Here is a 12,725-nt window from a genome sequence, read left to right as displayed (position 1 = left end):
CAACATCGAAACGTTATTCCCGCGACGGCGGGAATCCATTGCTTGCGTGATAGTCCGGCTATCAAAAACAAAAACGGGGCTATCGGGCCCCGTTTTTTGTTCATCACAGCAATAAGCGACCTAGTCATCAAGCTCGACAAAGACCACTTCGCCGTCTTTAAGCTTAAGGCCAAGCTGGCCGTGCTTGAGACGCAGCGCGTATTGCCCGAACAGCTCGCGCCGCCAGCCACGCATGGCCGGAACATCGGCATTGTCATCAGCCGCGATATTCTGAAGATCGTCGCTTGATGCCACCAGACGCTGGGCAACGCCCTTTTCCTCGGCACAGAGTTTAAGCAACACCTTCAGAAGCTCCACCGTCGGGCCAATCCCGGCCGGCAGTTCGATGCGTTCCTTTGGCTTCGGCCACTGATCCTGCGGGCTATCAAGGGCCGCCTTGATAGCCTCGATAATCGCCTGCCCCGGTTTGGAGGTGCCAAAGTTGCGGCCAACGCCACGGGTTTTATCAAGGTCCTTGTCGGTCATCGGCTGACGGGCGGCGATATCAAGCAAGGTATCATCGCGCAAAACCCGGTTGCGCGGCAGGTTCTTGCGCTGTGCTTCGGTCTCGCGCCATTCGCCAAGCGCGCGCGCCACCGCCAGGAATTTCGGGCTGTTGGATCGGGTTTTAAGCCTCTTCCATGCTTCGGCCGGATCAATCGAATAGATCGACGGATCGGTCAGGCGTTCCATTTCCTCAAACAGCCAGACCGCACGGCCATTGGCCTCAAGCCGTTCATGAAACGCTTCATAGATCACGCGCAGATGGGTGACATCCGAAAGCGCGTAGCTGATCTGTTTGGTCGAAAGCGGACGGCGCGACCAGTCGGTAAAGCGCATCGATTTATCAATGCTCTTGCGCGCCACCTTGTTGACCAGCGTCTCATAGCCGACCTGATCACCATAACCCAGCACCATCGCCGCCACCTGGGTATCAAATACCGGATGGGGGACCTTGCCCGACAGATGGACGAAAATCTCGATATCCTGGCGGGCGGCGTGAAACACCTTGACCACCGCCTCGTCCTGCATCAGCTCGAACAGCGGCGTCAGGTCAATGCCCTCGGCAAGCGGATCGACCGCAGCCCCGTTATCGGACGGCTCCGGACTTGCCAGCTGCACCAGACACAGTTGCGGCCAATAGGTCGAGTCCCGCATGAATTCGGTATCGACAGTGACATATTCGAACTTGCGCAATCTTTCACAGAGACTGCGAAGTTCTTCTGTAGTTGTAATTGGTTCCATGCCGACTGCTATAGCATTGCCTGCCACAATTCGCCAGTGGCTTCGATGCAGGGCTGATCTTCGCCTTATTCGGGCAACATATGCCCCAAGGCTCTCCAGAGAATAGGTCCTGACCCTAGATAATCTCGTCCTCATCCAGAAGCGGATCGGATTGCAGATGGGTTTCGATGGCGTCCATGCGTTCCTGGACTTCCGACGGCCGCTTGATCGACGCGATATGAAACAGCGCGTCCCCCTGATTGACAATAGGGTGGTTGGTCCGCCCGATGATCAATCCTTCCTCGCGCACGATGACTTCTTCGTCACGCTGCCCGAACGGATCGGATACCGCCGCGGCCACATCCCCGGCCCGGACAAACTCCCCGGCCAGTTTAAAGGTCCGCAAAATGCCGCCGGCCGGTGCGCGCAGCCAATGGCTGTTGGAGGATTTGAACGACGGCACACGCGGTTCGCGCACGGTGCGTTGCGATGTCATGCCCAGTTTGCGCATCACGCGCAGAACGCCTGACACCCCGGCACGGATCGACATTTCATCAAAACGAAGCCCCTCGCCCGCCTCAAACAGCAGGATCGGCACGCCAAGCTCACGCGCGGCCTCGCGCAGTGATCCGTCGCGCAGCGGACTTGTCAGGATGATCGGTGCGCCGAACGCCTCGGCATATTCCATGATATTTGGGTCATCTTCATTGACCCGGATCTGCGGCAAGTTAACCCGGTGGACCGCCGCCGAATGCAGGTCGATACCGAAATCGGATCTTTCGACAATTTCGTGCAAAAACAAATGGGCCAGCTGTGCGGCCAAGGATCCACGCGAATGCCCCGGGAAGCAGCGATTCAAATCGCGCCGGTCGGGAAGATAGCGGGTGTTGTTAAGAAACCCGAACGCATTGACCACGGGCACGGCCAGCAACGTACCACGCATGCCTCGCAATGCGGTTGATTTCAAAACGCGGCGGATGACCTCCACCCCGACAATCTCGTCGCCATGGACAGCGCCACTGACGAAAATCACCGGACCCGGTCGTTTGCCATGCACGACATTGACCGTCAGATTGACCGGCGTGTGGTTGGACAAAAGCGAGATCGGGATATCAACAATCTGGCGCGTGCCCGGAGCAACCTTTTTCCCAGCGATTTCAAAATCAGGGTTCTTGGGGGTTCTGGGCGCTTTGGCTTTCCCCTTGGGTGATCCGGTTTCGCTCATTGTGATATCCCTTGTTCTTATCCCTTGCCTTTGGTCCGCACCTTACCGGGTTTGAAATCTTTTTCCATGAATTCAATGATCATGCCGGCAATGTCCTTGCCCGTCGCATTCTCAATGCCTTCCAGTCCCGGTGACGAATTCACTTCCATCACCACCGGCCCGTGATTGGATCGCAGGATATCAACACCACAAACATTAAGCCCCATCGCCTTGGCGGCTTCAACGGCGGTTGAGCGTTCCTGCGGCGTGATGCGGATCGCACGCGACGAGCCACCACGATGGATGTTGGATCGGAAATCGCCCTCAGCCCCTTTGCGTTCCATGCTGGCAACCACCTTGCCACCAATCACAAAGCAGCGGATATCGCTGTTGCCGGCTTCCTTGATGAATTCCTGCACCATGATCGCAACATTGGCACCACGGAACGCCTCGATCACGGATTTGGCGGATTTTTCGGTTTCGCCCAGAACCACACCGATGCCCTGTGTGCCTTCCAGAAGCTTGATCACCACCGGCGCGCCACCCACGATCGACAGAACTTCATCGGTCTTCTTCGGATCATGGGCAAAAGCCGTCACCGGCAGGCCAATACCACGGCGTGCCAGGATCTGCAGCGAACGCAACTTGTCGCGCGATCGGCCAATGGCAACAGACTCGTTTAACGGATAAACACCCATCATTTCAAACTGGCGCAAAACCGCCAGACCGAACTGGGTCACCGACACACCGATACGCGGGATCACCGCGTCATAACCGGTAAGCTTGTCACCGCCGTAATAGATTTCCGGTTTCAGCGACGTGATGTTCATCGACACCCTGAGCGTATTGATGATGTCCAACTCATGCCCGCGTGCTTCGGCCGCCTCGACCAACCGTTTGTGGGAGTAAAGGTTTGGATTGCGTGCAAGCATCGCGATTTTCATAAGATGTCCCCCAAGGTCGGCAAAACGAAGTGCGACCGGTAAAATACCGGTGGCTGGCGAATGCGGAATTGTCAGAAAGTAAAACGCCCCAGTCGGATGTTAGTTCCGATCTCGGGCTGTTCTTCTGCGCGTCTATCTCTGTTCCGGCTTCCCTGCAAGATAAGATTTCGATGGCAGCACCAAAAATCTTCCTGCTTTCATCGCTGTGCGGCCCAAAAGCATGGGAAAGCCCATGATTGACCGGTTTGCCAGCGATACTTCAACTTTCAATTTGTGATGCCCAACCTGGATATGGGTGGCAATCACAAACCGTTCTTCGGCATTTCCGTTCGAAGAGCGAATCTCGCGCATTTCAATCAGCGGCGCCAGACAATCGATCCGCCCATGCCCGTCCCCGCGATAATGCGGCAAGGTAAATGATACAAAATCCTGCCCGTCACGCACCACCTTCTTTGGATTAAGCGCATGCAGCGATGATGTTCGGGCCCCGGTATCGACCTTGGCCTTGATCAAGGGCACGCCAAGATCAGGAAGGCCGATCCATTCCCGCCACCCCAAAACATGTCCATCGGAAATCAGGGTATCGGTCTGGGTCTTAAGCGACGGTTTTGCTTTTACGCGTTGCGGGCTCACATGCAGCTTCCGGTTATTGAATGCAATCTGTTAGGTGGTGGTGATGATAACCTGTAACAACCTGATCGGCTTACGAAATTCGTTTCGATGTTACGATTCCGTGGTCATGTCATCCATGACACTTCGTACCAGCGGCAAGGTCACCGCCCGCTTTTCGGCCAGTGCCCGGCGATCAATCGCTGCCACCAATTGACTTAACGCCGCAAAGGACCGTTCGATCCGTGGCAAAACATAACTGATGATTTGCGGGCTGGCCGGGATTTGCCGGTCGGCAAACAGCTTGATCAGAAGTCCTACAATCAAATCATCATCTGGCGGCGAAATCTCGCACACCAGGGCCGCCCCCAGCCTTGATTTCAAATCGGGCAAATCAATCTGCCAGCGCGATGGCGGCTGGCTTGCGGTCAACAACAAATGCCCACCGCGTTCTTTCAGCATATTGTAAATATGGAAACAGACGGTTTCATCAAGGCCCGCGCCAGCCACAAGGTCCGCATCCTCGATCACAAGACCGGTGGCATCGCCCAGAAGCTCATCGGGATTGATCCCGTTCAAATCCGATGCGGCGACCTGTAACGCACCGGATCGCGCCCGCCACACTTCCGCCAGATGACTTTTCCCGCATCCCTTTGGCCCATACAGGCACAAGGCCGGGGCGGGCCATTTCGGCCATTGGTCAATCCACGCCACCGCTTCGCTATTGCAATCGGCCACCATGAAATCATCACGGCCCAATGCCGGACGCATTTCAAGCGCCAGCGGCAATTGCTGCGGGTCGTTATCTTTGTCCGGCTTGGATGTCACCCGGGTCACAGTAAACTCAATTTGCTGATCTCGATCTCTGGGGGCTATTTCTCGGGCTCGGTCGTGGCATTGTTGCCAGCGTCCGGTCCGTGATCATAAAGCCTGCTATCGAGATACTGCCTTAAGCCATAACGTACAAGCACGCCGATCACAGCGGCCACCGGCACGGCCAGCATCACACCCAGAAGGCCAAACACCGCACCCCCGGCAAGCAAGGCAAACATCACCCAAACGGCATGAAGCCCGACCTTGTCGCCCACAAGCTTGGGGGTCAGGAAATTGCCCTCAAGCACCTGACCGATCAAAAACACCAGCGCCACCAGCCCAAGATCAAGCCCAAAGCCAAACTGGGCCAACGCCACACCCATGCCAACCGCAAAGCCGGCAATCATCCCGAAATAGGGCACAAAGGACACAAGCCCGGTCATCAAACCAATGACAAAGCCAAATTCAAGCCCCGCCAGCGTCAGGCCAAGCCCGTAAAACAGGCCAAGCAATATGCACACCGTCGCCTGCCCGCGGACAAATCCTGCAAGGGTTTCGTCAATCTCGCTAACGCACTGGCGGATATCCTTGGCCGACCGTCTGGGCAGGTAACTGTCCACCTTGGCAACGATCTTGTCCCAGTCACGCAGCAGATAAAACGACACCACCGGCGTGATGAACAGCAAGCTCAGGAAGTTCAAAAGTGCCAACCCGCCCGAAAGCACATTGGTCAGAACATTACCGACCCATTTAAGGGCATTGGCACTCTGTCCCTTGATCGCATCCGATACACTTTGCAGCGTTTCCGGTGCGACGCGATCGAGCACATTTTGCAGATACGGCGCGACATTGGTGCGCAACGTATCGACATAGCCCGGAAACCGCTCAAGGAATCCTGCCAACTGGCTGCCGATCATCGGTACGACAATCAACATCACCAGAATGAACACAAGGAAGAAAAGGAAGGTGATGATGCTGGTCGCAATCACCCGGCTGGCGCCGCGTTCCTCAAGCCGGTCGGCAAGCGGATCCAGGAAATAGGCAATCGCCATCCCGGCCACGAACGGCAACAGGATGCCCGAAAACAGCCAGATCAGGAAAAAGAATCCAACAACAAAGATCAGCCAGAAACGTGCTTGCTGTCGTAATGTCATTCCCCGGCCCCTGTTAAACTGTCCCTGTCCTGCAAAAGGCTTATCCGCCTAACGACAGCCCCTGCAAACGATCCGCCCCGCTTGGCTGGATGAACCAAAGTTCCCCCATCCGCGACAGGCTAAGGTTCTGCTGATTAAGCGCTGTCTGCAACTGATTGGCCGATCCGACATATTCGATTGATACCTGCACTTCGCGCTTGGACATGGCAATCACCCGCGAATTGCGCACCACCGGAAGCCCGATCAGCTTGTTCTCGATCCCCGCCCAGTCCGCAAGACCGGTAATCGGGATAAACACCATCAGGTTGCCACCCGTGCTGTAATTGATCAGATTGGCGCGTTTCCAGCCATCGGCCAGCTGTTCCTGAACCGACTTGGCGGCCCGCACCAGCGTTTCATTCAATGTCTCGCCCGCTTGCGTCTTTTCCTGCACACCAAAAATCTGCGGCGCGCCATTGGGCTCATAGCGGGTGACGGAAACATCAACCGTCTCGCCGCCCTCTGGCCCGCTGACCTCGGCACTGGCGACCACGGCGACATCCGCGCCATACCGTTTTGCAAGCTGGGACAGACGTTCCATCGATCCACTTTCGGCCTGCTCGGCCGAGACGGTGCTGATATCGGTCAGATCGCCAATCGGTGCCTTGATCGGCACCAGTCCCGATGTCGCGATATTACGCGCCCAGACATCGCGCCACGGATTGGGATCATCCCACAGATTGACGTAATTATTCGTGCGATAGACCGGCACGATCATCACCGGTTTGGACTGCAATTCGGCAAATGAAATATCGCGGAACCGCAAGAACCGGCGAAGCTCGTCATCCTTGAAGCGCACGGTCATGTCCGCAATATAGCGCACCGACGATGTCTTTTCGTCCGACACCCCGAAATCGCGCACCATGTTCGTGATCACCGATGTTTCCGGTGTCGCAAGTCCGGCGCGATCTTCGGGCAGGGTCAAGCGGGCAACCACTTCTTCAAACGCCTTGCGCTGACCGATTTCAAGTGCACGCTCGCGCGCAGCAGCCGCAGTTTCGGCGCGCTCGTCAACATGAACACCGCTGACGGTGAAAATGTCCTGTGCCGCTGCCGGAAAGGCCATAATGGCTGCTACGGTGGCGGCACCCGCCCACATCTTGATGTTTTTCAATGAAGTAAGCACGTATGCCTCTTTGCCCTAATCGTGTCTTGTTGCATTATTCTATAACGCTCTTTGTGGCATGTTGAACGCATTCTGCAAAGAAAACTCTGTCATGCGCAGGTGATCATTGCATATTGCCCGCGTTTGAGTATTTTCGGCCCAGCGGAAATTATCAAGCCCGCGTTTTTTATCAGCAGGATCGCTTTGTCCTCTATATCTGATTAAAGGCGTCAGTAAGGCGGATTGGTCAAACAGCAGGTTCCCTGCGACCCGGACCGCAATGCGACAGGTGCCCGTCGATTGGACGTCGATACGTGCTGATGAAAAACGCGGTTTTGCCGCCTTTTATTCATGCATGTTTGATGCCAGGGACCCCGAAATGACCACCTCTAACGGCCTTACCTATAAGGACTCCGGTGTCGATATCGATGCCGGGAATGACCTTGTCGAACGAATCAAACCGCTTGCAAAAGCAACAACCCGTTCCGGTGTTGCCGGTGGTCTTGGCGGCTTTGGCGCCCTTTTTGATCTGAAGGCAGCCGGATATAACGACCCGGTTCTGGTATCCTGCACCGATGGTGTCGGTACCAAGCTGAAAGTCGCCTTTTTGGCCGACAAACACGACACGGTCGGCATCGATCTTGTCGCCATGAGTGTCAATGACCTCGTCGTTCAGGGCGCAGAACCCCTTCTGTTCCTCGATTACTTCGCAACCGGCAAGCTTTCGGTCGATAACGCCGCAAGTGTCGTTGGCGGCATTGCAGAAGGCTGCAAACAGGCTGGCTGTGCGCTGATCGGTGGCGAAACCGCTGAAATGCCGGGCATGTATGCTGACGGTGAATATGATCTGGCCGGTTTTGCGGTCGGTGCGGCCGAACGCGGCGAACTGCTTGATGGTTCCAACGTTGCCGAGGGCGACGTTATTCTTGGCCTCGCATCCAGTGGCGTTCATTCCAACGGTTATTCACTGGTGCGCAAGGTTGTCGATATGGCGGGCCTTGGCTACGCCGACGAAGCCCCCTTCGCACCGGGCAAAACCGTTGGCGAAGCCCTGCTTGAACCGACCAAGGTTTATGTCAAAAGCTGCCTGGCGGCGCACAAGGCCGGTCTGGTCAAGGCACTTGCCCACATCACCGGTGGTGGCCTGACCGAAAACGTCCCGCGCGTTCTGCCCGAAAACCTGACCGCTGTGTTTGATGCCAGCACCTGGGAATACCTTCCGGTGTTTAAATGGCTCGCCAAACAGGGTGGCATTCCGGCAACCGAAATGGCGCGTACCTTTAACTGCGGCATTGGCATGTGCGTCGTTGTTCCGGCGGACAAAGCCGATGAGGCCGAAGCCATCCTGCGCGAACACGGCGAAACCGTCAGCCAGATCGGCGTCATTGGCCCGCGTGCTGGCGATGGCCCGCAGGTCGTGATCAAAAACATGGGCCCTTCATGGGAAAAGTAACCAAGTTGAAGCTCGCCGTTCTGATTTCAGGCGGCGGGTCCAACCTGCAAGCCATCATCGACGCCTGTAATGCGCCCGACTACCCGGCCGAAATCGTGCTGGTCTTTTCCAACCAGCTTGATGCAGGCGGGCTTGAACGTGGCCGCAAGGCTGACATCCGGGCTGAGGCCATCTCGCATAAGGGCTATCCCGGCGGGCGCGAGGCCTATGACAATGCCGTCAGCACCCTGATCGAAGAAAGCGGTGCCGACCTTGTCGTTTTGGCCGGTTACCTGCGTCTGGTCAGTGAAAGCTTTGTCACCCGCTGGAAAGACAAACTGATCAACATCCACCCGTCGCTACTGCCAAGCTTCAAGGGTCTTGGTGTGCATCAGGCCGCCCTGGATGCCGGTGTGAAGTTTGCTGGCTGCACCGTGCATTACGTCGTCCCCGAAGTCGATAGCGGCCCGATCATCGCCCAGGCCGTCGTTCCGGTCCTGCCGGGCGACGATGCTGGCAAACTGGCACAGCGCATCCTTAAACAGGAACACCGCATCTACCCGCAGGTCATCCGCTGGATCGCCGAAGGCCGCGTCTCGGTCGATGCCAAGGGCATCGTAACGGTGGCGGATGCGCCCAAGGCCGATTTCGCTGAAATCAACCCGGCACTCGAACCCGGATGAAAGAACCTTTGGCGCTGGCTGCGCAGGTTTCTGAACGCATAAAAGGCGGGGCATAATCATGTGCCCCGCCTTTTTCTTGGCCTGCTGCCAGATCCGCAAACCGGGGTCATAATCTTTGCGCATTCTGATGCTGTTATGGGATTATCGAATGCCACCACCGCCACGGAAAACCGATATCATGACGCGCAAGCTCTTAGGACTGATTATCCCCCTCGCCATGTTGGCCATGCTCACCACTCCCGCGTTGGCCGATTCCGATCCGGAACTGGAGTCTTACAAGGCCGATATGCAAACGGGTGAAAAATCCTGGCGAGCGCAAAAATGCGCTGTCTATCAGGAAACCCGGGATGAAATGCTCGATGAAATTCCGCGCGGCGCACTCAGCCCCGAATTTGCCAAGGCCGAAGAAGACTATATCGAAAATGGCTGTGCCGGGCGCGCCTATGCCTGCCCGAAATCCAAGACGGAACTCGACTATGCCAACAAGATGTCGTTTGCGATGATGAGCCACGGGCTGTCGGGCACCTTCCTGCCCTATGGCTGCAAATCAAGCATCCAGTAACCCCTTGGGATCAAAGGTGAACCACAACAGATGTGAAGTCGGTCAAATGTCTAACATCTATGGTTAATCTGCATCTTGCACTGCATCAACTTCGTGGATATACATTTGAACAATCCCAAAATATCCAATCCAAGGAGGCAAGTTTGCAGGGTAACGATTACGAACTGACTGAAACCCATGTCAGCATCTATCACGGCTACACCAACTTCGTGAAATGGGGCACCATCTCGATCATTGCCCTTCTGGTGTTGATGGCAATTTTCCTTCTGTGATCTGCCAACCGGCATCGATCCGAAAAATAAAAAGCTGCCGTTTTCCGGCAGCTTTTTTGTTTTTCAAAGCCTGTAGGCTTGAGATTGAACAGATGAAAACAGTCAACAACATCAAAGCAATTCACCCCTGAGTTGATTTGCGCTACCATCACCTTGTTGTCTTGCGTGATAACAGCAAACCAAACAATGGTCCCAACAACAGGGAGGAAACAATGCAAGGAAGCGATTACGACGAAGGCCTGGTGCACCACCACGAGGAAGGCTGGCACCACTGGACAAAATTCATGCTCTGGAGCGTGATCTCGATCGGGGTTCTCCTGCTGCTGATGGCCGCATTCCTGATCGACTAAACTCGCCTCAATTCCCTTTTATGCCGTAATAGAGCTGCCCGCTTTGCACGCCGCAAACGGGCAGCTTTTCTATGTTTTCACCGCAAAACATTGAAAAGAACGCCCCCCGGCCCAACCTCAAGACCTAACGCGCCACCAAATTGGAACAGCTCAAAAAACGTCTGGGGTGGAATCTATGCTCGACCGTTTTCGCATCAGCACAAGATTGATGATGGCCTTCATCACAATGGCACTCGTCACCACGCTCACCGGTGTTGCGGGCATTGTGTTCACCAAACTGCTGTCATCTGAAAGCAAAACCGTCGCGGTCGATCTTGCGCCGCTGGGCGATGCCGCGATGGAAATCAAGCTCACTGCCACCAACGCCCACTTGCTGCTTGAAGAAATCATGGGCGGTGATACCTCCGAAGACATTAACGAGGTCTGGGCCCTTCTCGATGAATCGCGCTGGTACGCCAATGCGATCCTTGAAGGCGGCACCAATGACGAAGGAACCTTTGTCGCCTCCCAAAGTCCCGCTGTCCGCGCTCAGATCGAAGACGTCCTTGTCGCCCTTGATACCCTGATCGCGGTCAGCGAACGCCGCTATGCCCGCATAGCCTCTCAGGAAGGTGTCGGCACCGGTGCCGATCAGCAATTCGACAGTCTCTATGAAAACCTGCAAACCGACCTTGGTAAGCTCCTCCCGCCGCTCCGCCAAAGCTACGATCCTGCCGCCCTTGCCGCCATCGAAAACGTTGGCGAGGCCCGCTATCGTCTGGCCAACGGCCACCTGTTTCTCGAAGAACTGCTCAGTGGTGATCCCGAACTGACCTATGACGGGGTTGCCGAAAACTTCACCGAAGCCCGCAACCGCATCACCGCGATCAATATCCCGGTGCTGTCCGATCAGACCACCAAGCTTGCCAATGATATCAACGCACTTGCCAACACCGCCAAGACGCGCGCGGACAATACCCTTGCCAATCTGAGTGCTGATGCCGAGGCCGATGTCGAATTTGATGCCAGCTTCGAACATTTCATAAGCCTTGCCGACGCGGCTGAAGAAATCGTTCATGACGACATGGATGCCGGCCTGTCGGGCATGGAAAGGCAAATCACCCTGTCCGAAGCCACGATGATCACAGTCACCATTGTCGGCTTTGTTCTGGCCATCCTGTTTACCATCGGTGCACGCCGCGGGATTGTCTATCCGATCACGCGTCTTGCCGATGACATGGGCAAACTGGCCGGGCGCGACATCAATGTCGACATCCCCTATGTCCGTGCCCAAACCGAAATCGGCGACATGGCCCGCTCCGTTCAGGTTTTCAAGGACAATATGATTGCCTCTGACAAAATGACCGCCGAAAAGGAGCAGGAACAAAAGGCCCTTGATGCCGCAAATACCGCCCGCCTCGCATCGATCAAGAAATTCGATGGTGAAATCAGCCGCATTCTTGGCTCTGTGACCGGATCGGTCGGCACCGTCAAGGATACCTCCGACAATCTCAACGAAACCGCGGATATCAACGCCGCCATGGCAAACGACGTCAATCAGGCATCGTCGGAGGCCAACCGTAACGTCCAAACCGTTGCATCGGCGGCTGAAGAACTCAGTGCCTCGATCAATGAAATTCGTGCCCAGGTCGACCGCTCGCTTGAGATTTCCGGCAGTGCAGTTTCCCAGGCCGAACACACCAACCAGCTGGTCGAAGGTTTGGCCGTATCTGCCGCCAAGATCGGCGAGGTACTTGGGCTTATTTCCGATATTGCCGAACAGACCAACCTGCTGGCCCTTAATGCCACGATCGAGGCGGCCCGCGCAGGCGACGCTGGCAAGGGCTTTGCCGTTGTCGCATCCGAGGTCAAAAACCTCGCCAATCAAACCGGCAAGGCCACCGATGAAATCGGATCACAGATCACCGGTATTCAGGATGCCACCAAACAATCGGTCGATGCCATCAAGGGCATCACTACCGTTATTTCCGATATGAGTGAAATCGCATCGTCGATTGCCGCTGCCATCGAACAACAGGGTGTCGCCACCGCCGAAATTGCCGCCCGCGTCCTTGATGCCTCGGACGCAACCAGCAAGGCGTCCGATCAGTCTGACAGCATTCAGTCCGCGGCGGAGCAAAACCGCGCACGCGCATCCGAACTGGCCAAGGCCGCCCACGAACTCGCCTCTGGGTCAAACGCGCTGCGCCAGTCTGTCGATACCTTCCTCGATGATGTGCGCCAATGATCCATCGCGTTTCGCACAATCACCAAACATTGCCGTAAAACAAAAAAACGCCCCGCAACTTGCGGGGC

General features: G+C 56.0%; 13 protein-coding genes. 6 read left to right on the top strand and 7 right to left on the bottom strand.

Annotation, left to right across the window (positions count from 1 at the left end):
- Nucleotides 1-120: 120 nt before the first annotated feature.
- The 7 genes from rnd to WBY09_RS07700 all read right to left on the bottom strand — a co-directional run bounded on the left by rnd (nt 121) and on the right by WBY09_RS07700 (nt 7,152).
- On the bottom strand, nt 121-1,284 hold the full coding sequence (gene rnd / locus WBY09_RS07730; RefSeq protein ID WP_040824125.1) for a ribonuclease D: 1,164 nt from the start codon (nt 1,282-1,284) through the stop codon (nt 121-123).
- A gap of 115 nt (nt 1,285-1,399) precedes the next feature.
- The gene (locus WBY09_RS07725; RefSeq protein ID WP_296990643.1) at nt 1,400-2,488 is read right to left on the bottom strand and encodes a succinylglutamate desuccinylase/aspartoacylase family protein; all 1,089 of its coding nucleotides are present in this window, start codon (nt 2,486-2,488) and stop codon (nt 1,400-1,402) included.
- 17 nt (nt 2,489-2,505) lie between these two features.
- Complete coding sequence (gene rimK, locus WBY09_RS07720) at nt 2,506-3,411, bottom strand: 30S ribosomal protein S6--L-glutamate ligase (protein WP_064780554.1); 906 nt, start codon at nt 3,409-3,411, stop codon at nt 2,506-2,508.
- A gap of 132 nt (nt 3,412-3,543) precedes the next feature.
- Complete coding sequence (locus tag WBY09_RS07715; RefSeq protein WP_336232404.1) at nt 3,544-4,044, bottom strand: ATP-dependent zinc protease family protein; 501 nt, start codon at nt 4,042-4,044, stop codon at nt 3,544-3,546.
- Between the two features lie 90 nt (nt 4,045-4,134).
- Nucleotides 4,135-4,857, bottom strand: coding sequence for an HdaA/DnaA family protein (locus WBY09_RS07710; protein WP_120225096.1), 723 nt, complete (start codon nt 4,855-4,857; stop codon nt 4,135-4,137).
- 35 nt (nt 4,858-4,892) lie between these two features.
- Nucleotides 4,893-5,987 (bottom strand): AI-2E family transporter, encoded by a 1,095-nt coding sequence (locus tag WBY09_RS07705; protein WP_336232403.1) that lies wholly within the window; start codon nt 5,985-5,987, stop codon nt 4,893-4,895.
- A 40-nt stretch (nt 5,988-6,027) separates the two neighbouring features.
- The gene (locus WBY09_RS07700; protein WP_336232402.1) at nt 6,028-7,152 is read right to left on the bottom strand and encodes a DUF2066 domain-containing protein; all 1,125 of its coding nucleotides are present in this window, start codon (nt 7,150-7,152) and stop codon (nt 6,028-6,030) included.
- Between the two features lie 358 nt (nt 7,153-7,510).
- Between WBY09_RS07700 and purM the strand changes: the two genes are divergently transcribed.
- From purM to WBY09_RS07670, 6 genes are all read left to right on the top strand, one after another.
- A complete protein-coding gene (gene purM, locus WBY09_RS07695) occupies nt 7,511-8,584 on the top strand; it encodes a phosphoribosylformylglycinamidine cyclo-ligase (RefSeq protein WP_064780995.1) in 1,074 nt (357 codons plus the stop codon).
- Nucleotides 8,572-9,246 (top strand): phosphoribosylglycinamide formyltransferase, encoded by a 675-nt coding sequence (purN, locus tag WBY09_RS07690; RefSeq protein WP_336232401.1) that lies wholly within the window; start codon nt 8,572-8,574, stop codon nt 9,244-9,246. The genes purM and purN overlap by 13 nt, the downstream gene beginning before the upstream one ends.
- A gap of 178 nt (nt 9,247-9,424) precedes the next feature.
- Nucleotides 9,425-9,808, top strand: coding sequence for a hypothetical protein (locus WBY09_RS07685; RefSeq protein ID WP_336232400.1), 384 nt, complete (start codon nt 9,425-9,427; stop codon nt 9,806-9,808).
- 143 nt (nt 9,809-9,951) lie between these two features.
- A complete protein-coding gene (locus tag WBY09_RS07680; protein WP_197145299.1) occupies nt 9,952-10,080 on the top strand; it encodes an aa3-type cytochrome c oxidase subunit IV in 129 nt (42 codons plus the stop codon).
- Between the two features lie 212 nt (nt 10,081-10,292).
- Nucleotides 10,293-10,430 (top strand): aa3-type cytochrome c oxidase subunit IV, encoded by a 138-nt coding sequence (locus tag WBY09_RS07675; RefSeq protein WP_114129841.1) that lies wholly within the window; start codon nt 10,293-10,295, stop codon nt 10,428-10,430.
- A 175-nt stretch (nt 10,431-10,605) separates the two neighbouring features.
- Nucleotides 10,606-12,657, top strand: coding sequence for a methyl-accepting chemotaxis protein (locus WBY09_RS07670; RefSeq protein ID WP_336232398.1), 2,052 nt, complete (start codon nt 10,606-10,608; stop codon nt 12,655-12,657).
- Nucleotides 12,658-12,725: the final 68 nt, after the last annotated feature.

It is taken from the genome of Thalassospira sp. CH_XMU1458 (assembly GCF_037027205.1).
Classification (GTDB): Bacteria; Pseudomonadota; Alphaproteobacteria; order Rhodospirillales; family Thalassospiraceae; genus Thalassospira; species Thalassospira tepidiphila.
The sequence above is the reverse complement of the archived record's forward strand: the minus strand, read 5'-3'. Positions and strand labels throughout refer to the sequence as shown.

Coding starts and splice junctions, on each gene's coding strand:
- WBY09_RS07675 (WP_114129841.1), top strand. CDS start 10,293: ATGCAAGGAAGCGATTACGACGAAGGCCTGGTGCACCACCACGAGGAA.
- WBY09_RS07705 (WP_336232403.1), bottom strand. CDS start 5,987: ATGACATTACGACAGCAAGCACGTTTCTGGCTGATCTTTGTTGTTGGA.
- WBY09_RS07725 (WP_296990643.1), bottom strand. CDS start 2,488: ATGAGCGAAACCGGATCACCCAAGGGGAAAGCCAAAGCGCCCAGAACC.
- rnd (WP_040824125.1), bottom strand. CDS start 1,284: ATGGAACCAATTACAACTACAGAAGAACTTCGCAGTCTCTGTGAAAGA.
- WBY09_RS07670 (WP_336232398.1), top strand. CDS start 10,606: ATGCTCGACCGTTTTCGCATCAGCACAAGATTGATGATGGCCTTCATC.
- WBY09_RS07685 (WP_336232400.1), top strand. CDS start 9,425: ATGACGCGCAAGCTCTTAGGACTGATTATCCCCCTCGCCATGTTGGCC.
- rimK (WP_064780554.1), bottom strand. CDS start 3,411: ATGAAAATCGCGATGCTTGCACGCAATCCAAACCTTTACTCCCACAAA.
- purM (WP_064780995.1), top strand. CDS start 7,511: ATGACCACCTCTAACGGCCTTACCTATAAGGACTCCGGTGTCGATATC.
- purN (WP_336232401.1), top strand. CDS start 8,572: ATGGGAAAAGTAACCAAGTTGAAGCTCGCCGTTCTGATTTCAGGCGGC.